We start from the raw sequence: 25,103 nt of genomic DNA on the forward strand, positions 1-25,103 counted from the left end.
GTGCTCCGGTGGCCGCCCTCGTGCGCCCACCGCGTTCTGTTCCCTGCGTTCAGCGGGCGTCCGCGGGCTCCACGAGTGGAACCCGCACCCCGTAGATCTCCCCGAGCCTGCGGCGCTGCACCGCGTAGCAGTTCTCCCACAGCGCCCTGCGTGCCCACGCGGAGACCTCCTCCCGTGCGCGCTCGTCCGTGATCTCCTCCCAGCGCCGCGCGACGTCCTCCGGCGAGTCCACGACCACCGGCAGCCCGGCGTCGTCGAAGACCCTGATCCGGCGCACGATCACCGGGATGTCGTTGAGCGCGGCCTCCAGCACGGTGATGGGGAACCCCTCCCAGCGCGCCGTGTGCAGGTAGACGTCCGCGCGCCGCAGGTGCTCCCGGACCTCGTCGTGGCCCACCCAGCCGGTGACCTCCACGCCGTGCTCCCGCAGCAGCTGCTCCACGTCCCCGTCCCCGCCACCGATCCACAGGGGCGCCACGCGGTGCCCGGCCGCGCGGATGGCCTCGACGGTGCGCACGAAGAACACAGGGTCCTTCTGCGCCGCGAGCCGTCCCGCACCCGCGAGCACGAGCGGCTCGCCCGGCTCGGGGTGGGGCTTCGGCTCCCCGTACGAGTGCGCGATGTTGGGCACGTACACCGTGTGCGGGGAGATCGGACCCCAGTGGGCCACGTTGTTCTCGGCCTTGGAGCATCCCGCGAGCACGTCCGTGCGCGCGGCCAGCACCCCCTCCAGCACCCAGTAGCCCAGCCGCGTGAACCGGGAGCGGTCCAGGCGTGAGAAGGACCACGCGTGCGGCGTGTACACCTGCTTGATGCGGGACAGGGACAGGTCCAGGTACCTGTTGCTCGCGAGCTCGCGCAGCGCCCGGTCCACGGGCGCGGGCACGCGTGCCCCGGCGCCCCGGGACCGCGCCGGAGCCACCAGGGGTGCGCGGGCGGCGTCGTGCGCGGCGTCCTGCGCCTCCCCGCGGCCCGACGGCGCGAGCTCGGCGCGCCCGAGCAGGTCCCCGTGACGCTCGGCGCGGGTGGTCGGGGCGCCGGGGGCGTTGAGCGGGGAGAGGGTGTCGTTGCGGCGGCGCGGCAGGTGGCCCACCGCCAGGCGCGCGTAGACCCCGGCGTAGCTGGAGTGGGAGTGGACCACGTCCGGCCTGACCTCGCGGATGGCCCAGCGCGTGGCCTTGATGTTGGCCAGGTGCCCGCCAGGCAGGGTGCGCACGGAGCTGAAGTCCGCGTCCCAGCTGGCCTCGAGGTTCACGGCCTCGGGTCGCAGGTGGCACAGCAGGTGGTGCTCGCACTCCGGGGTGGCGCGGGCGTAGTCGCGCACCGCCGCGGCGACCCCACCCCCGAAGGCCTCCACCACGTGCAGCACCACGGGCCGGTGCCGCCCTCCCTCGTCCGGCTGCTGCGCGTGGGACGACGCCGCCACGGGCACCTCGGTGCCCGGGTGCGCGAGGGCACTGTCCGATCGTGGACCGGACGTACGCTGGTTGTGCAGATACATTCATCCCCCGATGGCTGCGCGCCCGCGCGAGCATGCGCGGAACGCCGTGAAGAAGCACGCGTCGTCGCGCGCGGTGCGGGATCCCCATCCCGCCCTTGCAAGGCCCACCTGCGGCTACGCTGCGGAGGCCGGAACTCAGTCTAGAGAGCCGCGCGGCCCGCGAATGCCTCCGAGGGCCGGCTTCCTGCCCGCTCTTTGGCGGACACCGCGCCCCGCGACGTGGTGCGCCGGGAGACCCGCGGCGAGCCGTGCGGCGTCGGGCCCCGGGCGGAGCGGGCCGCTCGGCCACCGCGCCCACGGCTAGGATGGGTGCAGCACCCGCGCCGCCGCCCAGGGGCGTGCGAACCGACGAACCGCTACCGATCCAGCAAGGAGCACCATGTCCGTCAACGCTTCCACCACCATCAAGGCCCCCGTGGACACCGTCATGAAGACCTTCGTGGACGAGGCCTTCGTGCGCCACGTCAGCGAGCTCGCCGGCACCCAGTTCGAGTCCTTCGAGGTCAACGGGGACACCTCCACCGCGTTCACCGCCACCACCGTGCGCAGCATGGGTGCGGACAAGCTGCCGGACGCCGTGAAGAAGTTCGTGAAGAACGGCGTCAAGCTCACCCAGGTGGACACCTACGACGCCCCCGCCGCGGACGGCTCCCGCGCGGTGCGCACCGAGATCAAGGCCGCGGGGCTGCCCGTGGGCGCCACCGCCACCCAGCAGGTCAAGCCGCTGGGCGAGCAGGAGACCTCCGTGGACGTCACCGGTGAGGTGCAGGCCAACATCCCGCTCGTCGGCAAGAAGATCGCCGCCGCCGCGGAGCCCTACATCGGCAAGGCCCTGACCCTGCAGGCCCGCCAGGCCGAGGCCTGGATCTCCCGGCACTGAGCCCCGCACCTCCACGGATGGCCGGGCGGCTCCTCGCAGCCGCCCGGCCATCTCCCATCCGACACGACGATCGCGGCCCCGAGGCGGGGCCGCGTGCTGGGAGCACCTCGACGTGAGCACCGACACTCAGACGTCCTCCGAATCCGGCGGACCCATCACCACCTTCCTCCGCAAGGACACCACGGGCGGACTCCTCCTGCTCCTCGCGATGGTCCTGGCCATCGTGGTGGCCAACTCGCCCTGGAGCGAGGTCTACTTCGGACTGCGCGACGCCGAGGTGGGCCCCGGCAGCGTCGCCGGGCTGCAGCACACCGTGGGCCACTGGGCCTCGGACGGGCTGCTCGCGGTGTTCTTCTTCCTCACGGGCCTCGAGCTCAAGGCCGAGTTCGTGGACGGCGAGCTGCACAACATCCGCAAGGCCATCCTCCCTGTGGTCGCCGCAGCCGGCGGTGTGCTGGTGCCCGCGCTGATCTTCCTGGGCGTCAACCTGGCCGCCGGTGGTGAGCCCACCGCGCTGCACGGCTGGGCGATCCCCACGGCCACAGACATCGCCTTCGCGGTCTCCGTGCTGGCCGTGGTGGGCTCGTCCCTGCCCGTGGCCATGCGCACGTTCCTGCTCACGCTGGCCGTGGTGGACGACCTCATCGCGATCGCCATCATCGCGTTCGTCTACACCGACAGCGTCCAGTTCCCGTTCCTCGGCGGCGCCGCCGTGATGCTCGCCCTGTTCTGGTTCCTGACCCACAAGTACATGGGCTGGTTCATGGCCCAGCACTGGGCCGCGTGGGTCATCCTGCTTCCCATCGGCGTGGTCACCTGGTGGCTCGTGTACGAGTCCGGGATCCATGCGACCATCGCCGGCGTGCTGCTGGGCTTCATGGTGCCGGTGCTCAAGCAGGAGCCGCGCATCATCCGCGCGGAGGACCCGCGCATGGGTCTGGCGCCGGCCCTGGAGCACCGCTTCCGGCCGCTGTCCAACGGCCTGGTGATCCCCGTGTTCGCATTCTTCTCCGCCGGCGTGGCCGTGGGCGGCTGGGATGGCATCACCTCGGCCGCCACGGACCCGGTGGCGCTGGGCATCGTTGCGGGCCTGCTGCTGGGCAAGCCCATCGGCATCTTCGGCGCCGCGTGGCTCATGGACCGCTTCACGTCCGCGCAGAAGGACCACGACTACACCTGGTTCGACATGCTCGGCATGGCCGTGGTGGCCGGCATCGGCTTCACCGTGTCCCTGCTGGTCGCGGAGCTGAGCTTCGGCGAGGGCAGCCCCCACAGCGACCACGCCAAGGTGGGCATCCTGTGCGGCTCCCTGCTCGCGGCTCTCGTGGGGGCCGCCCTGATCGCCCCGCGCAACCGCAGGTACAAGGCCATGCGCGCCGCCGGTCACGATCCCGACACCCTCGACTGAGCCGACGACGCCGCACGGCCCCCGGTGCACGCAGCGCCCCTTCCCACGGGAAGGGGCGCTGCTCGTCTCAGGCGGGGTTGCGCGGGTGGAAGTGCTGCTGTGCCGCCGTGAGGTCCTGCTCCGTGAGCATCTCCACGGCGTCGGCGGCGTCGGAGACCAGCAGCGGCAGCTCCTTGGCCTCCGCGCCCGAGAAGCGCTTGAGCACGTAGTCCGCGGTGTCCATGCGCCCGGGGGGCCGGCCCACGCCCACGCGCACCCGGACGTAGTCCTTCCCGCCCATGGCCTTGGTGATGTCCCGGAGCCCGTTGTGGCCGCCCTCCCCGCCGCCGCGCTTGAGCTTGACGGCGCCGAACGGGAGGTCGATGTCGTCGTGGACCACCACGAGGTCGGCGAGCCCCAGGGAGTAGTACTTCGCCAGGGCGCTCACCGGCCCTCCCGAGACGTTCATGTAGCTCAGCGGCTGCGCCAGCACGAGCCGGGGAGCCCCCGGGCGCATCCGGGTCTCCGCCACGGCCGCGCGTGCCCGGTGGGCGGACAGCCGCGCCCCGGCCCGGGCCGCGAGCTCCGCGACCACCACGGCGCCGATGTTGTGGCGGGTCCCCGCGTACCGGCCCCCCGGGTTGCCGAGACCCACCACGAGGGTCCGATCCGTCATGTCCTGCTCCTGTTCCTGGTGCCCGGCCGTTCCCGGCACGGGCGTTCCGGTTCCCGGCGCGCTCCGGCGCGGGCCACTCGGGGTTCTCCGGGGCCGCGCGCGGCTCCCGTGGGACGACGACGGCGGCGGGCACCCAGGGCGCCCGCCGCCGTCGTTGAGGCCTGCGCGCCGTTCACGGCACGCTCAGGGCCCGGCGATCACTCGTCGTCGCCGGACTCCTCCCCGGTGGACTCCGCGGGCTTCTCGCCCTCGGCGCCCTCCTCCTCGGTCTCGGACTCCTCGCCGAGGTCCTGCTCGACCGGCTCGGAGACGTTGACGACCAGCAGCTCGGGGTCGGACACGAGCGTGACGTTGCCCGGAAGGGTGACGTCCTTGGCGTAGACGTGCTCGCCGACCTCGAGGTCCGTGATGTCCACCGTCAGGTACTCGGGAACCTTCAGGGCGTCGGCCTCGACGACCAGGACGTTCTCCTCGACGTTGTGGATGGCGGTCGGTGCGACCTCGCCCTCCACGTGCACGGGGATCTCGACCTCGACGCGCTCGCCGCGGCGCACGGTCAGCAGGTCGATGTGGAGGATCTCGGGGCGCACCGCGTGGCGCTGCACCTCCTTGATCATGGCCAGGTGGCCCTCGCCGTCCACGTTGATGTCGAGCACGGCGTTCGAGTTGCGGGAGGCCAGCATCATCTCGTGGCCGGGCAGGATCACGTGCAGCGGCTCGGCGCCGTGGCCGTAGATCACGGCGGGGATCTTGTCGTTGGCGCGCACGCGGCGGGCGTAGCCCTTGCCGAACTCGGTGCGCAGGGTCGCGGGAATGGTGATGACGTCCACCATGGTGGTGCTCCTTCGATCGTGGGTCTGGTTGGTTACCGTCAGACCGTCCGCGTCGACGCGGTGCGGGAGGCACCTCGCCGACGGACGCTCTCCGACCGACGTGGTGCGGCACCCGGTGGGTCCACCGCCCGGGAGGTGTGCACCGGGTGCGGAGGACCGGAAGGATCCACAGGCCGTCGTCGATAACGGGGCGGCAGCGCCGCCCCCTCGCCTTGGCAACCCGCACAGGATAACACGGTGGGCACCATCGGCTCCGGGGTGGGGCGGCGGCCGGGCCCGGAACGGGGCACTCGCACGCGTCCGGCGGGATGGCGTCGTCGTCGCGCGGATCGACAGGCGGGATGCCCGCGGCCCGCGAGCGGTCCGGAGCACGCGGGGTGCCGTCCGGGCCCGACGCCCCGGTCACCCGAGCGGGTGACATGTGACCCCCAACCGGGCCACGGAGGCGCGCCGACGGGCCCGTCACCTGTCCACACATCTGTACTGATTCATGAAATCGCAGGGTGTTCGGCCTGGTGAAGGGGTATCTTTGGTGGTTAGCGGGCGTAAATCTCGGGGGAGATGAACACCGTGGTGCGGCGACCGCCTCTGTCTCGGTCCTCGCACCCAAGCGAGCGCGTGGGGCGTCTCGCCGTCGAACGGTTTGTGGGGGAAGGTTCGTCGACCGTGTTCCAGAAGGCTAGTCACAAGCACAAGCACCTGTCCTGGCGCGAGAGCTACCAGCGGGAGCTGCGGGTCTACGACGCCCTGACTCTGCTGCTCGCCCTGGCCGCGGCCCAGGCACTGCGCTTCGGGTGGCTGCAGGGGCTGCTGCAGGTGGACGAGCTGCCCGTCCCGTACTGGCTCGTGGGCCTCGTGCTCGCGGTCGTGTGGTGGGCGTGGCTCGAGCTGCGCGGCACGCGCGAGGTGCGTCTGATCGGCAACGGCGTGGAAGAGGCCAAGCAGCTGGTCACCGCGTCCCTCACGCTGTTTGCAGCCATTGCCATCGCCTCCTACGCCCTGAACGTGCCCACCGCCCGCGGCTACATCCTGATCGCGCTGCCCGCGGGCACCATCACGCTGCTCGCTGGACGGATGTGGGCCCGGCACCAGCTGATGCGCCGCCGGGCGCAGGGGCTGAACATGTCCCGGACCATGGTGGTGGGCCGTTTCCCGGGCGCCGTGGAGCTCGTGGGCGAGCTGCAGAGCCGCCCCGATGCAGGTTTCGACCCCGTGGCCGTGTACATGCCCGCCTCGCACCACGAGCTGCCCCGCTCCCTCCGGGACGTCCGGCTGCCGGCCAACGCCCTGGCTCCGCAGGAGCGCCCGAGCGTCCAGGGCATCGTTCAGGCGTGCCGGGAGCACGACGTCGAGACCCTCGTGATGGCGGCCGCCGTGCCGCTGAGCACCACCGAGATCCGCCACCTGGGCTGGGCGCTCGCGGACGAGCGCATCCGGCTGGTCATGAACACCGGGCTGACCGACGTGGCCGGGCCCCGCATCCACACCCAGCAGCTGGCCGGGCTGCCCCTGATCCACGTGGCCACCCCCCGTTTCACGCGCGCAAAGAAGATCGTCAAGCGCTGCATCGACATCGTCGGCTCGCTCACGGCACTGATCGTCCTGTCCCCGCTGCTGCTCGTGCTCGGCATCCTGGTCAAGGCGCACGACGGCGGGCCCGCGTTCTTCGCCCAGGAGCGCGTGGGCATCGACGGCACCCGGTTCCGGATGCTCAAGTTCCGCTCCATGTACACGGACGCCGAGGAGCGCAAGGCCGCCCTGCTGGCCGCCAACGAGTCCGACGGCGGCGTGCTGTTCAAGATGAAGGACGACCCACGCGTGACCGCGCCGGGCAAGTGGATGCGTCGCTACAGCCTCGACGAGCTGCCCCAGTTCATCAACGTGCTCAACGGCACCATGTCCCTCGTGGGGCCGCGCCCGCCGCTGGCCAGCGAGGTGGACAAGTACGAGCAGCACGTCTACCGCCGGCTGCGCGTGCGGCCCGGGATCACGGGCCTGTGGCAGGTCTCGGGGCGGTCCAACCTGGACTGGAACCAGACCGTGCGCCTGGACCTCTACTACGTGGAGAACTGGTCCCCCGTCCAGGACATGGTGATCATGCTGCGCACCGTGCGGGCGGTCTTCGCCTCCGACGGCGCCTACTGACGGCACCCGCTGACGTCACCTGCGGCCGCCACGTGCCGTCTGCGCGTGCCGACCGCGCCGGCTGACGGGCGCCCGCCGTCGCCGGGTGGCCCGGCGCCGCTCGGTTCTCACCGCGTCCACCGGGCCGCCCTGGACCGCCCCGGTGACGACGTGGCGTCGGCACGGACGGGCGGCCGCGGCGTCGTCCTCGGGCGCGGACGACACCCCCGGGGACCCGGCGCCACGTGTGAGATACCTCAAATCTGCGTGTGAAGATTTACACTCCTTAGGGCGTTCCCCCCAGCCTGCTCGCCTTCCCCCGTGCCGAGCGGCTTTCCCCACGCAGTAAGGCAAGGCCTATGACCTCCCCCCGAAAAACCGTGCTGCCCGCGGCCGTGACCGCCGCCGCACTCGTGCTCACCACCCTCCTGCCGGCCACCGCGGCCGATGAACCCCACCAGAACCTCAACCCGTCCAAGGGCGACGTGGTCTCCGTGGAGACCAAGGAGCTCGCCACGGTCGTCCAGGACCCGGAGCTGCCCAAGGCCCCGCCCCGCACCGGCGACAAGAACCCCGGCGCCACCATGGGGCAGAAGTTCAAGTCCATGGCGGACACCACCAAGCTCTCCCCCGCCTCCGAGAAAGCGCTCGAGAAGGTCGAGAAGTCCGTCCTGGGCGGCGCGGCCCCAACCGGTGCCACCCCCTCGAAGGGGACCTCCGGCGCGAAGGGCTCCGCCCCCTCCCCGACGGCGGCCGCGGGCATCGGCCCGGCGGGTTCGATGTCGCTCGCGATCCGCGCCGGCTCCTGGCGCCCCGCGGGCATCGCCGGCATGGACGTCTCCGGCTGGCAGCCCGCCATCAACTGGAGCGCCGAGTACGCCAACGGCGCACGCTTCGCCTACGTCAAGGCCAGCGAGGGCATCGGCTACCGCTCCGAGGCGTTCAACGACCAGTACACCGGCTCATACGCCGTGGGCATGAACCGCGGCGCCTACCACTTCGCCCTGCCCAGCCAGACCACCGGTGCCGCGCAGGCGGACTTCTTCGTGAACAGCGGCGGCGGCTGGTCCGCGGACGGCCGCACCCTGCCCGGCCTGCTGGACATCGAGTACAACCCCTACCCGACCCTGGGCGACACGTGCTACAACATGTCCGCGGCCCAGATGAACGGGTGGATCAAGTCCTTCTCGGACCGCTACCGGCAGCGCACGGGCCGGCTGCCCGCCATCTACACCACCGCCGACTGGTGGGCCACGTGCACGGGCAACACGGCCCAGTTCAACAACCACCCGCTGCACCTGGCCTCCTACGGGGTGGCCTACCCGGCGTACATGCCCAACGGCTGGTCCCGTCACGACCTGTGGCAGTTCACTGACAACGGGCCGTTCTCCGGGGACTCCAACGTCTACGGCGGCTCCTGGGCCCAGTTCCAGTCCTTCGCGGCCTCGTCCTCCTATGCGCCGCTCGGTGGCCGTGCCTCCGGCTACTCGGTGCGGGGCGGTATCGCCAGCATCTACAACAAGACCGGGGGCGCGGCACGGTGGGGTCAGCCCGTCTCCGCCGAGAAGGCCGCTGCGTACGGCGGCGTGTACCAGCAGTTCTCCCGCAACGGTGTCCCCGCCACGGCCTACTGGCATCCGGCCACCGGCGCCCACATGCTGCGCAACACCAGCAGCATCGGCGGCAAGTTCATCTCCGCGGGCCGGGAGCGGGGATACGGCTTCCCCATCACCGAGGAGCGAAGCGTGCCGGGCGGTGCCTACCAGGTGTTCCGCACCCCCTCGGGCCAGACCACCAAGGTCATGTGGACCCCGCAGCACGGCCCGCACGCCGTCAAGGAGTTCGGCGCCATCGGCAAGCGCTGGTCGCAGGCGGGCATGGAACGCGGCCTCGGCTTCCCCACCACGGACGAGTACCGACGAGGGGACGAGATCCGGCAGACGTTCTCCAGGGGATACATGATCGGATACAACTCCAAGACCGGCCAGGTGAGGGTGCTCCCCCTGTGAGCCCCGCGCCGTGAGACTCGCGGTCGGCAGCGGTCCGGGACACCCGGACCGCTGCTGCGTCTCATGCCCCGGCCCAATCCGCTGAGGGCCACCCCGGTACGGCATCGCACCCCGCCCACCGGTCACGACCACCGAGTCCCGGCCTGCGGAGCCCCACCGGGGGCCCCGGCCCGCTCACCGAGTCCTGCGAATGCACGAGCCGCCCGCGTGCGAACACACGGGCGGCTCTGCGCGTTCCGGGCGGGGCCCGGAACGGGGGTGCGGATCAGGAGCGGCCGTTGAAGAGGCTCGTGACCGAGCCGTCCTCGAAGACCTCCTGGATGGCGCGGGCGATCAGCGGGGCGATCGAGAGCACCCGGAGGTTCTCGAACTGGTTCTCCGGGGGCACGGGCAGGGTGTCGGTGACCACCACCTCGTCCGCTCCGCACGTGGAGAGCCGCTCCACGGCGGGGCCGGAGAACACGGCGTGGGTGGCCGCGATGATCACGTTCTTGGCGCCCTGGTCCTTGAGGACCTGGACGGCACCGGTGATGGTCCCGCCGGTGTCGATCATGTCGTCGATCAGCACGCACGTGCGGCCCTGGATGTTGCCCACGACCTCCTTGGACACCGCCTGGTTGGGCACGGTGATGTCACGGGTCTTGTGCACGAACGCCAGCGGCGCACCGCCCAGGCGCTCGGCCCACTGCTCGGCCACGCGCACGCGGCCCGTGTCCGGGGAGACCACCGTGACGTTGTCCACGTCCACCACGGAGCGCACGTAGTCGCTGAGCAGCGGGATGGCCATGAGGTGGTCCACGGGGCCGTCGAAGAAGCCCTGGATCTGAGCGGTGTGCAGGTCCACGGACATCAGCCGGTCCGCGCCCGCGGTCTTGTAGAGGTCCGCGATCAGGCGGGCAGAGATGGGCTCACGGCCGCGGTGCTTCTTGTCCTGGCGCGCGTACGGATAGAACGGGCTCACCACGGTGATGGACTTGGCGGAGGCCCGCTTGAGGGAGTCCAGCATGATGAGCTGCTCCATCAGCCACTGGTTGATGGGCGCGGGGTGGGACTGGATGAGGAACGCGTCCGCACCGCGCACGGACTCCCCGAAGCGCACGTACGTCTCGCCGTTGGCGAAGTCGTAGGCGTCCGTGGGCACTAGCTCGGTGCCCAGTTCCCGCGCGATGTTCTCCGCGAGCTCGGGGTGCGCCCGACCCGAGAGCAGAACCATGCGGTTCGAACCCGTGTTGGTGATGCCGGTCATGTGGACTCGCTTTCCTAGGATTCCTGCTGGGTCACTGCTCGCGGTGCGCCCTGCTCAGGCGTCGCCCTCGCGCTCAGAGTCTTGGGCGGCCTCCGCCGCACGGGCCGCGGCCGTTCCGGGGCGGTGCTGCTGCACCCACCCCTCCACGATGACCTGCCTGCCCTCGGTGAGCACCAGGGCGCCAGCGGGGACGTCCTTGCGCACCGTGGTGCCGGCACCGGAGTAGGCGCCGTCCCCCACGGTCACCGGTGCCACGTACATGTTGTCGGAGCCCATGCGGACGTCGTTGCCGATCACCGTGCGGTGCTTGTTGACGCCGTCGTAGTTCACGAACACGGAGGCCGCGCCGATGTTGGAGTTCTCCCCGATGGTCGCGTCCCCCACGTAGGACAGGTGGGGGACCTTGGAGCCGCGCCCGATCGTGGACTTCTTGGTCTCCACGAAAGTGCCGATCTTGGCGTCCTCGCCCAGCACCGTGCCCGGGCGCAGGTAGGCGAACGGGCCCACGGAGGCCCCCGCGCCCAGCTCGGAGTCGCTGCCGTGCGTGCGGACCACGGTGGCCCCGCGGCCCACGGTCACGTTGGTCAGCGTGGTGTCCGGGCCCACGACGGCGCCCTCCCCCACCCGGGTGCTGCCGTGCAGCTGGGTGCCGGGCAGCACGGTGGAGTCCGCCTCGAGCTCCACGGTGTCGTCGATCCAGGTGGTGGCCGGGTCCACGACGGTCACCCCGTTGCGCATGTGGGTCTCCAGCGTGCGCTGGTTGAGGTAGCGGCCGAGCGCCGCGAGCTGCACGCGGTCGTTGGCGCCCTCGAGCTCCATGTAGTCGGCCATCTTCAGGGCGTCCACGCGGTGCCCCGCCTCGCGGGCCAGTCGGGGGACGTCGGTGAGGTACTTCTCGGCCTGGGCGTTGTCGGTGTCCACGCGGGACAGCGCGTCCCGCAGCACCGCGGCGTCGAACGCGAAGATCCCGGAGTTGACCTCGGTGACCGCGCGCTCGTCCTCGGTGGCGTCCTTGAACTCCTTGATCTCCGTGAACCGGCCCTCGCCGTCCCGCAGGATGCGGCCGTACTTGCCGGGCTCCGGGTGGTCCGCGGTGAGCACCGTGACGGCGTTGCCCTGCCCGGTGTGGTGGGCCACGAACGCGCGCAGGGTCTCGGCGGTGAGCAGCGGGACGTCCCCGTAGGTCACCAGCACGGTGCCGCTCACGGGGGTCTCGGCGTCGAGCACCTCGAGCCCCGCGTCCACGGCGGAGCCCGTGCCGGGCACGTCCGACTGGTCCGCGGTGAGCACGCCCGGGGCCACGTCCGCGATGTGCTGCGCCACGAGGTCCCGCTGGTGCCGGACCACGGCCACGATGCGCTCGGGCCGCAGCTCACCGGCCACCTTCAGCGCGTGCGCGAGCATGGAGCGCCCGCCGATCTCGTGCAGGATCTTGGGGGTCCGAGACTTCATGCGGGTTCCCTGGCCCGCGGCCAGGACGATGATCGCGGCGGGGTTCTCCCCGGCGGCGGCGGTGTCAGCGGTGCTCACGGAGCAGGCTCCTCTGGGTGCTCGTGAGGCGGTGGGTGCCATCTGCGCCTCGATGTGTCGTTCGTTCCGCCACTAGGACTCGAACCTAGACTCACGGCTCCAAAGGCCGGTGTGCTGCCAATTACACCATGGCGGAGCGTTGCCACCCGCGGGCGCCAACAGGGGATGTGCGTGTGAGGACGCACGAAAATTCACTCTAGCACCTGCCCTCAGCGCGTCAGCACGGCCAGAATCCGGCCCGCGGAGCGCCCCTCGGCGTAGCCCGGAAGGGTCCTCAGCAGGCCCGACTCGTCCCGCTGCGTGATGCCGCGCACGAGGATCGGGGCGCGGTCCGCCGCGCGGCGCACGTGGTGCCAGGCGGCGTCGTCGTCCTGGCCCGCGGCACGCGAACGGGACACGTCCCAGGCCAGGGAGGTGGTGTCCGGGGAGGCGACGTCCAGGGAGCCCTGCTCGAACTCCCGGTCCAGCAGCGCGAGCAGCATGAGCACCTCGTCCACGGATGTGCTGTTCTGCACCATGAGCCGGACCCGGTGGTGCGAGGCGGCCTCCGCGAGCGCCGCGAGCATCGAGTACAGCCGCTGCCGCTGCCGCCCGCGGTGGGACACTCCCCCGAGCGCGAGCACGAGCATCCCGGCGTCCACCCCGCGGCACAGCTCCAGGGCGTCGTCCACCGCGGCGAGCACGCCCTCGTCCGGGATGTCCTCGTCCACGGACACCGGCGCGCGCAGCAGCAGCGGCTCCGCCCCGGCCTCGCGCAGCGTCTGGGCGGCCTGGCGGCGCACACGCGATCCCATGTGGGATCCCACGGGGCGGTCGGCGCCGATCGTGATCTCGACCGGGCCGGGCGCCTCGCGCACCCGCGCCACCGCGCCCGCGAGGTCCTGGGGCTTGTCCAGCACGGTTCCCGGATCCTGCCGGCCCACACCTGTCTCCTGCATACCGGCCAGTCTCCCACGGGTGGCCGGGGATCCGCTGCGCCGGGCGGCGGCGTCGTGCGGTCCGCGGTGCGTGCCTCCGGCCCACGACGCCGCCCGGGGGCCTGCCGCGCGCTTGTATCCTGTGCGGGTGGCTCATCTGATCGGCGGAGAAAACATCCATCTCGAGTACCCCACCAAGACCGTGTTCGACGCGGTCACCGTGGGGATCGACGAGGGCGACAGAATCGGCATCGTGGGCCGCAACGGGGACGGCAAGTCCACGCTCATGCGGCTGCTCGCCGGTCGGATCCCGCCGGACTCGGGTCGCGTGACCGTGCGCTCGGGCACCACCGTGGGCATGCTCGACCAGGCGGACACCCTGGACCCGGACCAGACCGTGGGCCACGCCGTGGTGGGGGACGTCCCGGACTACGTGTGGGCCGCGGACCCGAAGGTGCGGGACGTGGTGGGGGGCCTGGTCTCGGACGTGGACTGGGACACCCCCGTGGGCCAGCTCTCCGGCGGGCAGCGGCGCCGCGTGGCGCTCGCGAGCCTGCTCACCGGGGACTGGGACGTGATCTTCCTGGACGAGCCCACCAACCACCTGGACGTGGACGGCATCACGTGGCTCGCCAAGCACCTGAACAGCCGGTGGTCGAAGAACTCCGGCGCCCTGGCCGTGGTGACCCACGACCGCTGGTTCCTGGACGCGGTCTGCACGGACACGTGGGAGGTGCACGACCGCGTCGTCGAGCCCTTCGAGGGCGGGTACGCCGCGTACGTGCTGCAGCGCGTGGAGCGGGACCGCCAGGCCGCCGTGGTGGAGCAGAAGCGCCAGAACCTCATGCGCAAGGAGCTCGCGTGGCTGCGCCGCGGCGCCCCGGCACGCACGTCCAAGCCGAAGTTCCGCATCGAGGCCGCGAACACCCTGATCGAGGACGTGCCCCCGCCGCGGGACACCGTCTCCCTGTCCCGGATGGCCGTGTCCCGGCTGGGCAAGGACGTGGTGGACATCGAGGACGTCTCGGTCTCCTTCCCCGCCGCGGACGGCTCCGGCACCACCCGTGTGCTGGAGGACGTCACGTGGCTCATCGCCCCCGGCGAGCGCACCGGCATCCTGGGCGTCAACGGCGCGGGCAAGTCCACCCTGCTGGGCCTGGTCACCGGGGACGTGCAGCCCACGTCCGGTCGGGTCAAGCGCGGGAAGACCGTGAAGATCGCCACGCTCACGCAGCAGCTGGACGAACTCAAGGACGTCGCGCAGGACCGTGTATCGGACGTGGTGGCGCAGAAGAAGACCTCGTACCTGACCGGCGGCAAGGAGATGACGCCCACGCAGCTGCTCGAACGGCTCGGCTTCACCTCCGCGCAGCTGAAGACCCCGGTCAAGGACCTCTCCGGTGGCCAGAAGCGGCGCCTGCAGCTGCTGCTGATCCTGCTGGACGAGCCCAACGTGCTGATCCTGGACGAACCCTCCAACGACCTGGACACGGACATGCTCGCCGCCATGGAGGACCTCCTGGACACGTGGCCCGGCACGCTGCTGGTGGTCTCCCACGACCGCTACCTGCTGGAGCGCGTGACCGACCAGCAGTACGCGGTGATAGACGGCCGCTTCCGGCACCTGCCCGGCGGGGTGGGCGAGTACCTCGCGCTGTCCTCCGCGGCGGCCTCGGGCTCCGCCGCGGGCTCGGCAGGGGCGTCCAACCCGCTCGCGGGCGGCGCGTCCTCCGCGGCGTCCGGTCCTGCGGGCGACGACGCCGCGTCCCGGCCCGCGGGCAGGCCCGCCCTGGGCGGCGCGGAGGCCCGCGCGGCGCAGAAGGAACTGGGCGCCGTCGAGCGCAAGCTGCAGAAGCTGCAGAAGGAGGTGGCCGGCCTGGACGACACCATGGCCGCCGCGGACCCCTCCGACTTCGAGGGCCTCGGCAAGCTCGCGGCGCAGAAGACGGCGCTGCAGGACGAGATCGACGAGCTGGAGCTGCGCTGGCTCGAGCTCGGCGAGGCGCTCGAGTAGCTTCCGGGTTCAGTCCGCGCGGTCGGCCGTGGGCCGGGCGGGGAACGGGTCGTGGAACTGCGACCACGCCGCAGGACCCCCCGCGAGCTCGTCGTCCGTGAGCGCAGCGTCGTCGAACGCGCGGCGCAGCGCCGGGACGTCCAGATCCAGTCCGATGATCCCGAGGTCCTGACCCAGGGCCAGCAGCTCGTCCCGCTCCCCCATGTCCTCGTCGCGCGCGAGCGGTGAGAGGCAGATCATCCGGCCCACGTGGTTCCACTGCGCGATCACGTGCGAGCGGGTGGCCAGGCGGCAGAACCCGGCGGAGCGCAGCACGGTGCCGAACTCGCCCGTCTCGATCCGGTGGTCGAGCAGGTCCCCGAGCCGCTGCGGGTGCAGGGGGCGGACGTTCTCGTAGCGCAGCGAGCTCACGTGGGGATCCGTGACCCAGGGATCGTGCTCCCCGTTGAGCAGGGTGACCCACCCCGAGCGCTCCTGGGCGACGTCGTACCCGGCGTCGGTGGCGGGTGCCGCGTGCAGCCACGGGTCCTGGTCCCCGTGGTGCAGCCGCAGCCGCGCCCGGGGACTGAGGTGGTTGACGAGGCCCATCACGCTGGAGAGCTCGGGGGTGTTCAACGGCTCCCAGTTCACGAGCACCACGGTGGAGGCGAACTCGATTCCCATGACGGTGAGCAGCGCGCGGGCCGTGTGGGGCCAGTGGGCGGGGTGGCTCGCCGGGTGGATCACGTAGTCCGTACGGTGCAGGTCCGCGATCAGGTGGGCCGCGTCCACCACGCACACCACCTCCCGCAGGGTGAGCCCCGAGCCGGGCGCGGCACCGACCCCGATCAGCTCTGTCACGTCCGTGTGCTCCGGGAACTCCACGAGCGCCCCCGCTCCCCGGGTGCACCACGGAACGAACGAGACGGCCTCGGTCACGGGTCCGGGCAGAGCCCCACCCGCGGGGCGGGCACGAGCATGCGACCGGTGCACCGGGCCAGCTCGCGGGCGAACCGAGAGCGCTCCGGGGCGCAGCTGCCCACCACTGCTACGACGTCGACCGGTTCCATGGGGCCTCCCTGGGTTGTGCTGGGTGCAGCAGCCCGTGCGCAGCCGTCGCACCCGAGGGCGCCCCCCCCGGAGCCGGGTGGTCGAGGACGTGCGGACCAAATGTAACGGTTCTCGTTATGCCGTGCCGGGAGGCCCAGGGACAGTCGCGGCCCCGCTCGGAGCGTTCCGAGCGGGGCCGCGACAGGGTCCGGGGAGCGTGACGGCTCACTCGCTCCAGTCGTTGGTCCGGATGACCTCCACGAAGTCGTCCCGCTCGAACGAGGGGTCGAAGTGGGCCAGCACGTCGGCGTTCATGGTGCCGAACGTGGAGCCCGGACGGTGCTCCATGCCATGGTGGAAGGCCCGGAGGATGCGGTTCTTGAAGTCCGGGCGGGGGTGGGCGTCCACCACCGCCCGGCGCTGGGCGTCGGTGAGCTGGTCGAAGTGCATGCCCAGCACGTCCGTCTCCACGCCGGCGCTCACCAGCGCCACCTCAGGCGCCATGAACTCGGGGACGCCCGGGGTGGTGTGCAGCGCAATGCCCAACCACGCGGTGTGCGCCCGCTCGTAGGAGGCCCCGCGCTTCATGAGGAACTCGAAGACCTCGTTGGCACCGTCCACCTCGAAGCGCAGGGTGGAGCCCTTGTGATCCTCGGTGAGGCCGCGGTCGTGGAACATGGCCCCGGCGTACAGCAGCTCGTGGTCCACGCTCAGCTCCTGCACCTGCCCCAGCAGCGCCCCGAAGAAGTAGACGCGGCGGGAGTGGTGGTAGAGCAGGTCGTCCTCGGTGTCCCGGACGTACTCGGTGACGTCCCGGGTCAGTGCGGTGTTCGGTACGGCGATCCCGGCAACGGCGTCTGTCATGGTGGCGCTCCTCTGCGGTTCGGTCCCACGGACCCGGCCCTCCGGCGTCCGTGGCGTGACCCGTTCATTCTCGCGCGCGGCCCCGCCCGCGGGCCAGCCCCGGGCCCGTCCGAGGGGCGGGCCGCAACCCGGGTGCGGGCCGGTCCGGGATGGGTGCGCGAGTCGGATCCAGGCAGCGCGTGGAGCCGGGCCCGGTGGCGGCTGCGGGTCGGCCGGTGGCGCGTGCCCCGCCGGGGACACTCGCCGGCAGAGCCGCAGCCCGGTCGTCACCGGCCGGGCACGGGCCCGGCCGGTGCGGCGGCGTGCCGCGGACTCAGTCCGCCGCGCCGAGGTCCACGACCTCGAACTCGAGCAGCGAGGCCCCGGTGGCCACCGGCTTGCGGTCGCCGCCGGCGTGGGCGGCCTTCGCGCTGCCGTCCCGCCACGCCTCGAAGTCCTCCTGCGTGGCCCACGTGGTCACCACGTAGTAGCGGTTATCCCCCGCCACGGGGCGCAGCAGCTGGAAGCCCTCGAAACCGGGCTCGCCGTCCACCGAGTGCCTGCGTGCGGCGAAGCGCGCCTCCAGCTCCTGGCCGGAGCCCTCGGGAACCTCGATGGCGTTGATCTTGACGACGGACATGGTGCCTCCTCGTGTGTGGGTTGACGGCTGCCACTGTAGGACCGCCGGGTGACCGCTGGCTGGGACCGCGCCCTCAGCGGGTGGACACGGCCTCGGCCGCCTCGTCCGCGGCCCGACGCCCGGCCCGGATGGCGCCGTCGATGTAGCCGGCCCACACGGTGGCCGTCTCCGCACCGGCCCACGCGAGGCGACCCACGGGCCGGGAGAGCTCCGCCCCCACCGTGGTCCACAGCCCCGTGCCGAACCGGCCGCCGTAGCAGCCGCGCGTGAAGGGCTCCTCCGACCAGTTGCGCTGCAGCACCTCGCGGGGGTGCCGGGCGGCGTCCCCGAAGAACGTGCCGAGGTCCTCGAGCACCCGCTGCCGCCGGGTGGCCTCGTCCAGAGCGTTGAACGCGCGGGCGTGGCGGCCCTCCACGAACGCCACCAGGATCCCGTGCGAGGAGTCCGGGACGCAGTTGTCGTAGACCAGGGACACGTCGTGGTCCAGACTCAGCACGGTGCCGCTGAGGCCCTCGGCCCGCCAGAACGGCGTCTCGTACTCGACCTGGAACTTGATCACCGCGCCCGGGCTCATCTGGGAGTGGGCGATGTCCCGGCCCGCGGGCAGCGGGGGTGCGTAGCGCACGCGTGACGCCATGACCGGCGGCAGCGCCACCACCACGCCCGCGCACCGGACGTCCCCGGCCGAGGTCTGCACCCGCACGGGCCGCGGCTGCCCGGACGACGACGCCGCGTCCCACCCCGAGATCCCCAGCACCTCCGCGCCGAGCACCACCCGCTCCCCCAGCCGCTGCGCGAGGCGTTCGGAGAGCTGGTGGGTGCCGCCGAGGATCCGCGACTCCTGGGCCCCGCCGATCGTGAGCATCATGCGGTGCAGCCCGCCGCCCGAGGCCAGGTAGACGAGCATGTGCAGCGCGGAGTACTCGTCGCTCTCGGCCGCGAAGATCGAGGCGAGCAGGGTGTGCGCGAAGCGGCGTGCGACGTCGTCCCCGCAGTGCGCGTCCACCCACTGGGCGGCCGTGACCCGGTCCAGCTCGAGCGCGTCCGGCGAGCGCCACGGCTGCTCGGTGTCCACGCGCGCGGCGGTGGTGTCGACGAGGCGCACGAAGTCCTGGAACGCCCGGGCGGCGTCGGGCCCGAGGCCGAAGGAGTCGTCGTCGCCCTCGCGCCGGGAGCCGTCCGCGAAGAGCAGCGAGCGGCCGGTGTCGTGCACGGTGAACGTCTCCAGCCCGAGCCGCCGCGCGAGCGCCAGCACCTCGTCCTGCGTGGGACCCACCCACTGCCCGCCCAGCTCGATGGGTGTCCCCGAGGCGAAGTGCCCGCCCTCCGTGCGCCCGCCCACGCGGTCGCGGGCCTCCAGGACCAGCACGTCCAGGCCGCGGTCCACCAGTCGTTCCGCGGCGGAGAGCCCGGAGATCCCGGCCCCCACGACGATCACATCGGCAGAACCGAGAGAGCCTGCAGGGCGGTGGGATGATGCCTTCATGGACGTCTCCTGTCTCATAGTTTGTTGTCGTGCTCCCGGATCGGCGACAGCGTGCCGGGCGCCAGGCCCAGCCTCGCTTCCCACGGAACGGCTATCCGCTCGACATACTCACTGCGGTGGCCGTATCCCACCAGCATGTGTGCGTTGAGCCCGTCGAGCAGTGCGATTGCCTCCCACGCGCAGGCGCGAGCGTCAACATCCGCGAACTCGCCGGACGAGACCCCACGGGACACCAGCCCAGACACGAGGTCCTCCCAGCGTCGCATCATGGTGCGCACCACCTCTGCCGTACCGGGGTGGTGGCGACCCAGACTCCAACCGTCCAGCCAGATCGCCGCGTGTGCCGCCCGGCGCGGGCTGCTCATGAGCCCGATCAGAGTCCTCACCCCGTCCACGGCGTCTGCGATCCCCTCAAGGCAGCGGGATGTCTGGAGGAACTCCTCTTGCAACAGCGCGTGGCACACGTGCGCCCTCAACGCCGCCATGTCGGGTTCGTAGTGAACCACCAGCGCGTGCGTGACGCCCAGCTCGGAGGCGATGCCGCGATGCGTGAGTTGTTGAAGTCCCACCCGCAACGCCTGGGATGCGGCGGCATCCCGGATCTGCTGATGCCGCTGGGCGCGGCCGAGCCGACGCCGTGGGATTCCCGGGTCCGGTCCCTCAGGTTCCGTGCAGTTCGCCGCAGAATCAGCCCTTGACACCCTTCTTCGCCCCCTCTTACGCTCGGCGCACGTGATATTTACCACATGGTCAATTAGAAGAGGTGTGCCGCCCTGGGTCAAGGGGGGGCGCAACCTCGGAGACTGCCGCAGTTTGCTGTCCGCACTGTCACTCTTCCCGGGGCACACCCCCAAGGAGCCGCCCCATGACCACGTCATCCCGCCGCGATGGATCTGGCACGCCGGACGCGAACGGCACGTTGCGCCAGTCCATGGGGGTTCCCACCCTGGTCTTCTTCGGGCTCTCCTACATGGTGCCGATGACTGTGTTCACCACCTACGGGATCGTCAACGAGATCACAGGCGGCTTCCTATCCACCGCCTATCTGCTCACGCTGCTCGCCATGCTCTTCACTGCGTGCAGCTACGCGTTCATGGGCAAGGTCGTCCCCTCGGCAGGATCGGCGTACGCCTACACAAGAGTTGGTCTCGGCAGCGGAGCCGGCTTCCTCACGGGGTGGACCGTGATGATCGACTACATCCTTCTGCCGATGCTGAACTACCTGCTGATCGGGCTCTATCTCGGTGAGCGATTTCCCGCCGTACCCGCATGGGTATTTTCCCTCACGGCGCTGGCCCTGGTCACGGGCCTGAACATCGTGGGAGTGGCCGCCGTGAAGAGCGCGAACGTAGTTCTGGTCCTCCTCCAAGTCGTCTTCTTCGGGATTTTTTTCGTCTACGCGGCCCGGGCCTTCGACCCCTCGGTGCAACCTCTCGACCCGTTTATCGGACCGGGCTTTGACGTCACTGCTGTGGCGGCCGGCGCCGCAGTGCTGTGCCTGTCGTTTCTGGGCTTCGATGCGGTATCAACCATGGCCGAGGAAGCGAGGGAGCCTCGCCGGTCCGTTCCCCGCGCCGTCATCCTGACCACCGTGATCGGTGGTGCGTTCTTCGTCTCCGTGGCATGGTTCGCGCACATGGCCGGACCCGAAGTCATGGTCGGTGACGCCGCCGACGTCGCGGCCATCTCCTTGCTCGCCAACATCGGCGGAAACCTCCTGACCGCCCTCTTCCTCGCGGCCTACGTCACGGGCGCCCTGGGATCTGCGCTGGCCTCCCAGGCGTCCGTCTCACGCATCCTGTTTGCCATGGGACGAGACGGGCTGCTGCCCCGAAAACTCTTCGGTACGGTCTCCCCCCGTTTCCGCACGCCAGTGGGTGCGATCCTCGTCGTCGCCGCCATCTCCCTCAGCGCCCTGGTGGCAGACGTCGACTTAGTGGCATCCATCGTCAGCTTTGGCGCGCTCAGCGCTTTCACCATGGTGAACCTGAGTGTCATCGCCACATATCTGGTGCGGGCCGAGCGCCGAACGATCAGCACATACTTGCTCTACGGCGTGATCCCCGCGGTGGGGTTCCTCCTCACTGCCTGGCTGTGGACCAGCCTGACACCCGTCGCGGTAGTCCTGGGACTCACATGGATGGTCATCGGCGTCTCTCGGTTGCTGTGGCACACCCGGATGTTCTCTCGCCCCGTGCCGCGCATGCACCTCAGCGAGTAGTGGAACCCGGGACCACCTCGAACTCGCTGCGCCCTGCGGCCACGTCCGCGCTGAGCAGGCGCACCCGGATCTCGCTGCCGAGCCGCAGGCCCGGGGCCTTGAGACCGGCCTCGACCGCGGGCTCCCGGATCACGATGGTGCCCCGGGTGCCGTCCTCCTTGACGTCCACCACGGTGGCCGTGAACTCCTGACCCACATGGGCCGAGAGCACGAGGGTCTCCACCATGTTCACGATTCCCCGCTCGTACGCGGAGGCCCTGCGCCCGGAGATCTCCATCTCGGCGGGCAGCTGCGGTAGCGCCCGCAGCGCCCACTCCGGCACCGGGCGGCCTGCGGCCACGGCCAGGCACACCTCGCTGCCGTAGCGGTCCACGAGTCGGCGCAGCGGAGCGGTCACGTGGGCGTAGGGCGTGGCCAGGGCGGAGTGCTCGCGGTGCTGCGGTGCGGCGCCGTCGAACGCCTCGTAGCCCGCGCCGCGGAACAGCAGGGTGCACGCGTGCAGCATCGCGGCGTGCGTGCCCCGCGAGGGGTCCAGCCCGCGCACGAACTCCGGGTAGGAGACCTCATCCGGCCACGGGATCTGCAGCGCGGCCGCCGTGACGCGCAGCTTCTGGACCGCCGTGTCCGTGGCGGGCGGGAGCACCCGCAGCAGCCCGACCCCCGCGCGGAGCATCAGCTGGGCCGCCGCGATGCCCGTGAGCAGGGAGACCTGGGCGTTCCAGCCCTCCACGGGCAGGGCGCTGCGGTGCACCACGCGCCACTGCCGCTCCTCCACCACCACTTCCTGCTCGGGGATCCGCAGGCTCACCCCGCCGCGCTCCCGTTCGATCCGCTCCCGCAGCAGCCCCACGGTGCGCAGCAGCTGCAGGGAGGGCTCCGCGGTCCCGGCATCCAGGCGGTCCTGCACGTCGCGGTAGCTCAGCTGCGCCCGGCTGCGCACGAGGGCGCGCTCCACCCCGGTGTCCACCAGCTCGCCGCGCGCATCCAGGCCCAGCCGCCACAGCACCGCCGGACGCACCACTCCGGGCAGCAGGCTCGCCGCGTCCTCGGACAGTTCGGGCGGGTGCAGCGGCGTGCGCTGGTGCGGGGCGTAGAGGGTCTGCCCGCGCCGGTGCGCCTCCAGGTCCACGGGGTCCCCGGGTGCCACGAAGGCGGCGACGTCCGCGATGGCGTACCAGAGCGTGAACCCGTCCGGCACGGCCTCGATCAGCACGGCCTGGTCCAGGTCCCGCGAGCCCTCGGGGTCGATGGTCACGAGCTCCAGGTCCGTGCGGTCGGTGCCCGGGAGGCGCGGTGCGGCGGCGGCTGCCGCGGCGGCGTCGTGGACCTCCGGCGGGAAGTCGTCCGGGATGGCGAGCTCATGGCGCAGGGCCTCCAGCGCTGCCACGAGCGGCTCGGGGACGGGATGGACCTGCTGCGGACGAATGGCCATGCTCACTCCTCACCCGGGCACGTCACCCGAGGAGTTCCGCCCGGGCGCGCCCCGGTCCGGACGAACCGTGCTGACACGCGTGTGCTGCCCCGATTGTGCCCCGGGCAGCCCGCGCGTACCGGTTCATCCGCGCGCGTCCACCCGCGCCCCGGGGGCGGGACCGTTCACCGGGAGCGCGAGCCGGCCCTCCCGTGCGAGGGCGTCGGCGAGCTGCCGGGCGGCGTCGTCGGTCGGGGCCAGGAAGCACACGGTGGGCCCGGAGCCGGAGACCCAGCCGGTGAGCGCCCCGAGCCGCGCACCGTGCTCGAGCACGTCCGCGAGCTCCGGGAGCAGGTGCAGGGCCGGTGCCTGGAGGTCGTTGCGGACCAGCGCGGCGAGCGCCCCGGGGTCCGCCGGGTCGAGGGCCGCGAGCGCCCGGGGGGACGCCGGGTCCGGTGCGCCGGTGCCCGACAGCCCGTGGGCGGCATCCCACCGGCGGTACACCGCGGGGGTGGAGAGGCCCCGGTCCTGCGGGGCGAACACCAGGTGCAGCAGCCCGTCCGTGGGAACCGGTTCCAGCTCCGTGCCCGTGCCGCGGCCCACCGCCGCGCCGCCCAGCAGCATGAAGGGGACGTCCGCACCGAGCTCTGCGCCCAGTCGCCGCAGCTCCTCGGGGGCCAGCTCCGGGATGCCCAGGTGCCGCGCCACGAGGTCGTTGACCGCCACCAGCGCGGCCGCCGCATCCGCAGACCCGCCGCCCATGCCGCCGGCCACGGGCACGGCCTTGCGGATGTGCAGTGCCAGGCCGGACTCGGAGGCACCCACGGCGTCGCACACCGCCCGGGCCGCCCGGACCGCGAGGTTGCGCGCGTCCAGGGGAATGTCCGACAGCCGCGCGGCACCCTCCGCGACCATCCGCGCGTACCCGCTGCCGGGCGCCGGTTCCACGGTCACGGCGACACCCTCGCCCGCGTCGCGGGCCGGGTCCAGCGTGGCGGTCACCGTCTCGCGCAGGTCCACCGCGAGGAACAGGGTCTCCAGCGGGTGGTAGCCGTCCGGGGTGGGGCTTCCCACGTGCAGCAGCAGATTGGTCTTGGCCGGTGCGCTCGCGGTGACCCACCGGGGCGTCACGGTCATGCCGGATCCCCCGGTGTCTCCTCCGGGTGCGTGCCACGCACCTCGCCCGGCGCCGCGACCGCGGTCTGGCTGCGGCCCGCCAGTGGGGCTCCGTTGGCGCCAGGGCCCTCATCCCGACGCGCAGCGGGGACCTCGTTCGCAACCGCTGCCGGCCTCTCACTCCGGCCGACGACCGCGGTCTGGTCCCGGCCCGCCAGAGAGGCTTCCTCGGTGGCCAGGCCCTTGTCCTGACTCGCTGCGGGGGCCTCGCTCGCAACCGAACCCCCACCCACAACCGGGGTGGCCTCGGTCAGGGACGTGGGCGGGGCGTCGTCGGCGGCCAGGGTGTTGGCGGCCTCCGCGATGCGCGCAAAGTCGGCGACCCCGAGCTTCTCCCCGCGTTCGGCGGGGTCCACCCCGGCGGCGCGCAGGATCCCCTCGGCGCGCGCACCGGAGCCGGCCCAGCCGCTCAGGGCGGCCCGCAGGGTCTTGCGCCGCTGGGCGAACGCGGCGTCGACCACCGCGAACGTGGGCACCCGCAGGCGCTCCTCGGCGGGCGGGTCGCGGCGCTCGAGCCGCACCAGGCCCGAGGCGATCTTGGGCGCCGGCCAGAACACGTTCTTGCCGATCACCCCGGCCTTGCGCACCTCCGCGTACCAGGACGCCTTCACGGACGGCACACCGTACACGCGCGACCCCGGGCCCGCAGCCAGGCGGTCCGCGACCTCGTCCTGGACCATCACCAGACCGTGCCGGATGGACGGGAAGGTCTCCAGGATGTGCAGCAGCACGGGCACGGCCACGTTGTACGGCAGGTTGGCCACGAGCGCCGTGGGCTCGGCACCGCCGGGAAGCTCACGCACGCGGGCGGCGTCGGCCTCCACCACGCTCAGGCGCGGTGCGGCGTCCGGGAAGAAACGGGCGACGGTCTCCGGCAGCCGCCGTGCGAGCGGCGGGTCGATCTCCACCGCCGTGACCGCCGACGACGCCGCCAGCAGCCCCAGCGTCAGCGAGCCCAGCCCGGGCCCCACCTCCAGGACGTGCTCCTCAGGTGCGAGGTGGGCGGCCGCGACGATGCGGCGGATGGTGTTGGGGTCGATCACGAAGTTCTGACCCAGGGTCTTGGTGGGGCGGATCCCGGCCGTCTCGGCGAGCTCCCTGATCTCCGCGGGCCCCAGCAGCGGGCCGGCTGTGCTGTGCTCGGTCACCGGACAATCCTACGGGGCGAGCCGGGCGGGGC

General features: G+C 71.9%; 20 protein-coding genes, 1 tRNA gene and 1 pseudogene. 6 read left to right on the plus strand and 16 right to left on the minus strand.

Annotated features, from left to right (window positions below):
• Positions 1 to 49 precede the first annotated feature (49 nt).
• The gene (locus DNL27_RS09360; RefSeq protein ID WP_112235384.1) at positions 50 to 1,501 is read right to left on the minus strand and encodes a glycosyltransferase; all 1,452 of its coding nucleotides are present in this window, start codon (positions 1,499 to 1,501) and stop codon (positions 50 to 52) included.
• A 379-nt stretch (positions 1,502 to 1,880) separates the two neighbouring features.
• Here DNL27_RS09360 and DNL27_RS09365 point away from each other — a divergent pair, with 379 nt between their 5' ends.
• A complete protein-coding gene (locus DNL27_RS09365) occupies positions 1,881 to 2,381 on the plus strand; it encodes a DUF2505 domain-containing protein (protein WP_012398785.1) in 501 nt (166 codons plus the stop codon).
• Between the two features lie 112 nt (positions 2,382 to 2,493).
• Entirely contained in the window at positions 2,494 to 3,789 is a 1,296-nt protein-coding gene (nhaA, locus tag DNL27_RS09370; RefSeq protein WP_112235385.1) for a Na+/H+ antiporter NhaA, read from the plus strand.
• A gap of 67 nt (positions 3,790 to 3,856) precedes the next feature.
• On the opposite strand, the gene pth is transcribed toward nhaA, so the two are convergent.
• Together pth and DNL27_RS09380 are read right to left on the minus strand one after the other, a co-directional pair.
• A complete protein-coding gene (gene pth, locus DNL27_RS09375) occupies positions 3,857 to 4,444 on the minus strand; it encodes an aminoacyl-tRNA hydrolase (protein WP_041297389.1) in 588 nt (195 codons plus the stop codon).
• 197 nt (positions 4,445 to 4,641) lie between these two features.
• Entirely contained in the window at positions 4,642 to 5,277 is a 636-nt protein-coding gene (locus DNL27_RS09380; RefSeq protein ID WP_112235386.1) for a 50S ribosomal protein L25/general stress protein Ctc, read from the minus strand.
• Positions 5,278 to 5,943: 666 nt separating this feature from the next.
• On the opposite strand from DNL27_RS09380, the gene DNL27_RS09385 reads away from it, so the two are divergent.
• A complete protein-coding gene (locus DNL27_RS09385; protein ID WP_050738061.1) occupies positions 5,944 to 7,422 on the plus strand; it encodes a sugar transferase in 1,479 nt (492 codons plus the stop codon).
• 338 nt (positions 7,423 to 7,760) lie between these two features.
• On the plus strand, positions 7,761 to 9,410 hold the full coding sequence (locus tag DNL27_RS09390) for a GH25 family lysozyme (protein ID WP_012398791.1): 1,650 nt from the start codon (positions 7,761 to 7,763) through the stop codon (positions 9,408 to 9,410).
• 265 nt (positions 9,411 to 9,675) lie between these two features.
• On the opposite strand, the gene DNL27_RS09395 is transcribed toward DNL27_RS09390, so the two are convergent.
• From DNL27_RS09395 to DNL27_RS09410, 4 genes are all read right to left on the minus strand, one after another.
• Positions 9,676 to 10,656, minus strand: coding sequence for a ribose-phosphate diphosphokinase (locus DNL27_RS09395; RefSeq protein WP_012398792.1), 981 nt, complete (start codon positions 10,654 to 10,656; stop codon positions 9,676 to 9,678).
• A 54-nt stretch (positions 10,657 to 10,710) separates the two neighbouring features.
• Positions 10,711 to 12,108 (minus strand): bifunctional UDP-N-acetylglucosamine diphosphorylase/glucosamine-1-phosphate N-acetyltransferase GlmU, encoded by a 1,398-nt coding sequence (gene glmU, locus DNL27_RS09400; protein WP_239494489.1) that lies wholly within the window; start codon positions 12,106 to 12,108, stop codon positions 10,711 to 10,713.
• Between the two features lie 142 nt (positions 12,109 to 12,250).
• Positions 12,251 to 12,322 (minus strand) — tRNA-Gln (locus DNL27_RS09405).
• Positions 12,323 to 12,395: 73 nt separating this feature from the next.
• Positions 12,396 to 13,124, minus strand: coding sequence for a hypothetical protein (locus tag DNL27_RS09410; RefSeq protein WP_112235388.1), 729 nt, complete (start codon positions 13,122 to 13,124; stop codon positions 12,396 to 12,398).
• Between the two features lie 127 nt (positions 13,125 to 13,251).
• Here DNL27_RS09410 and DNL27_RS09415 point away from each other — a divergent pair, with 127 nt between their 5' ends.
• Positions 13,252 to 15,117, plus strand: a complete 1,866-nt coding sequence (locus DNL27_RS09415) for an ABC-F family ATP-binding cassette domain-containing protein (protein WP_112235813.1) — start codon at positions 13,252 to 13,254, stop codon at positions 15,115 to 15,117.
• A 9-nt stretch (positions 15,118 to 15,126) separates the two neighbouring features.
• On the opposite strand, the gene DNL27_RS09420 is transcribed toward DNL27_RS09415, so the two are convergent.
• The 6 genes from DNL27_RS09420 to DNL27_RS12175 all read right to left on the minus strand — a co-directional run bounded on the left by DNL27_RS09420 (position 15,127) and on the right by DNL27_RS12175 (position 19,684).
• On the minus strand, positions 15,127 to 16,035 hold the full coding sequence (locus tag DNL27_RS09420; protein WP_239494325.1) for a GTP-binding protein: 909 nt from the start codon (positions 16,033 to 16,035) through the stop codon (positions 15,127 to 15,129).
• On the minus strand, positions 16,032 to 16,166 hold the full coding sequence (locus tag DNL27_RS12565) for a hypothetical protein (protein ID WP_012398798.1): 135 nt from the start codon (positions 16,164 to 16,166) through the stop codon (positions 16,032 to 16,034). Before DNL27_RS12565 ends, DNL27_RS09420 begins: the two co-directional genes overlap by 4 nt.
• Positions 16,167 to 16,371: 205 nt before the next feature.
• Entirely contained in the window at positions 16,372 to 17,010 is a 639-nt protein-coding gene (locus tag DNL27_RS09425) for a diguanylate cyclase (protein ID WP_112235389.1), read from the minus strand.
• Positions 17,011 to 17,323: 313 nt separating this feature from the next.
• Positions 17,324 to 17,629, minus strand: coding sequence for an antibiotic biosynthesis monooxygenase (locus tag DNL27_RS09430; protein WP_112235390.1), 306 nt, complete (start codon positions 17,627 to 17,629; stop codon positions 17,324 to 17,326).
• 73 nt (positions 17,630 to 17,702) lie between these two features.
• Entirely contained in the window at positions 17,703 to 19,115 is a 1,413-nt protein-coding gene (locus DNL27_RS09435; protein ID WP_112235391.1) for an FAD-dependent oxidoreductase, read from the minus strand.
• A gap of 14 nt (positions 19,116 to 19,129) precedes the next feature.
• Complete coding sequence (locus tag DNL27_RS12175) at positions 19,130 to 19,684, minus strand: TetR family transcriptional regulator C-terminal domain-containing protein (protein WP_144830887.1); 555 nt, start codon at positions 19,682 to 19,684, stop codon at positions 19,130 to 19,132.
• A 296-nt stretch (positions 19,685 to 19,980) separates the two neighbouring features.
• On the opposite strand from DNL27_RS12175, the gene DNL27_RS09445 reads away from it, so the two are divergent.
• The gene (locus tag DNL27_RS09445; RefSeq protein WP_112235393.1) at positions 19,981 to 21,336 is read left to right on the plus strand and encodes an APC family permease; all 1,356 of its coding nucleotides are present in this window, start codon (positions 19,981 to 19,983) and stop codon (positions 21,334 to 21,336) included.
• On the opposite strand, the gene DNL27_RS09450 is transcribed toward DNL27_RS09445, so the two are convergent.
• The 3 genes and pseudogenes from DNL27_RS09450 to rsmA all read right to left on the minus strand — a co-directional run.
• Positions 21,326 to 22,768, minus strand: a complete 1,443-nt coding sequence (locus tag DNL27_RS09450; protein ID WP_041297391.1) for an RNB domain-containing ribonuclease — start codon at positions 22,766 to 22,768, stop codon at positions 21,326 to 21,328. The genes DNL27_RS09445 and DNL27_RS09450 overlap by 11 nt on opposite strands.
• Before the next feature lie 123 nt (positions 22,769 to 22,891).
• The gene (locus tag DNL27_RS09455) at positions 22,892 to 23,884 is read right to left on the minus strand and encodes a 4-(cytidine 5'-diphospho)-2-C-methyl-D-erythritol kinase (RefSeq protein WP_112235394.1); all 993 of its coding nucleotides are present in this window, start codon (positions 23,882 to 23,884) and stop codon (positions 22,892 to 22,894) included.
• Between the two features lie 311 nt (positions 23,885 to 24,195).
• A pseudogene (rsmA, locus tag DNL27_RS09460) lies at positions 24,196 to 25,071 on the minus strand (16S rRNA (adenine(1518)-N(6)/adenine(1519)-N(6))-dimethyltransferase RsmA); the annotation flags it as partial.
• Positions 25,072 to 25,103: the final 32 nt, after the last annotated feature.

Source organism: Kocuria sp. BT304 (assembly GCF_003290245.1).
Lineage (GTDB): Bacteria > Actinomycetota > Actinomycetes > Actinomycetales > Micrococcaceae > Kocuria > Kocuria rhizophila_A.

Excerpts from the sequence above, each read along its gene's own strand:
- pth (WP_041297389.1), bottom strand. The coding sequence starts at position 4,444 with ATGACGGATCGGACCCTCGTGGTGGGTCTCGGCAACCCGGGGGGCCGG.
- DNL27_RS09430 (WP_112235390.1), bottom strand. The coding sequence starts at position 17,629 with ATGTCCGTCGTCAAGATCAACGCCATCGAGGTTCCCGAGGGCTCCGGC.
- DNL27_RS09445 (WP_112235393.1), top strand. The coding sequence starts at position 19,981 with ATGACCACGTCATCCCGCCGCGATGGATCTGGCACGCCGGACGCGAAC.
- DNL27_RS09380 (WP_112235386.1), bottom strand. The coding sequence starts at position 5,277 with ATGGTGGACGTCATCACCATTCCCGCGACCCTGCGCACCGAGTTCGGC.
- DNL27_RS09435 (WP_112235391.1), bottom strand. The coding sequence starts at position 19,115 with ATGAAGGCATCATCCCACCGCCCTGCAGGCTCTCTCGGTTCTGCCGAT.
- DNL27_RS09450 (WP_041297391.1), bottom strand. The coding sequence starts at position 22,768 with ATGGCCATTCGTCCGCAGCAGGTCCATCCCGTCCCCGAGCCGCTCGTG.
- DNL27_RS09365 (WP_012398785.1), top strand. The coding sequence starts at position 1,881 with ATGTCCGTCAACGCTTCCACCACCATCAAGGCCCCCGTGGACACCGTC.
- DNL27_RS09390 (WP_012398791.1), top strand. The coding sequence starts at position 7,761 with ATGACCTCCCCCCGAAAAACCGTGCTGCCCGCGGCCGTGACCGCCGCC.
- DNL27_RS09455 (WP_112235394.1), bottom strand. The coding sequence starts at position 23,884 with ATGACCGTGACGCCCCGGTGGGTCACCGCGAGCGCACCGGCCAAGACC.
- DNL27_RS09410 (WP_112235388.1), bottom strand. The coding sequence starts at position 13,124 with ATGCAGGAGACAGGTGTGGGCCGGCAGGATCCGGGAACCGTGCTGGAC.
- DNL27_RS12565 (WP_012398798.1), bottom strand. The coding sequence starts at position 16,166 with ATGGAACCGGTCGACGTCGTAGCAGTGGTGGGCAGCTGCGCCCCGGAG.
- DNL27_RS09425 (WP_112235389.1), bottom strand. The coding sequence starts at position 17,010 with ATGACAGACGCCGTTGCCGGGATCGCCGTACCGAACACCGCACTGACC.
- DNL27_RS09360 (WP_112235384.1), bottom strand. The coding sequence starts at position 1,501 with ATGTATCTGCACAACCAGCGTACGTCCGGTCCACGATCGGACAGTGCC.
- glmU (WP_239494489.1), bottom strand. The coding sequence starts at position 12,108 with ATGAAGTCTCGGACCCCCAAGATCCTGCACGAGATCGGCGGGCGCTCC.
- DNL27_RS09395 (WP_012398792.1), bottom strand. The coding sequence starts at position 10,656 with ATGACCGGCATCACCAACACGGGTTCGAACCGCATGGTTCTGCTCTCG.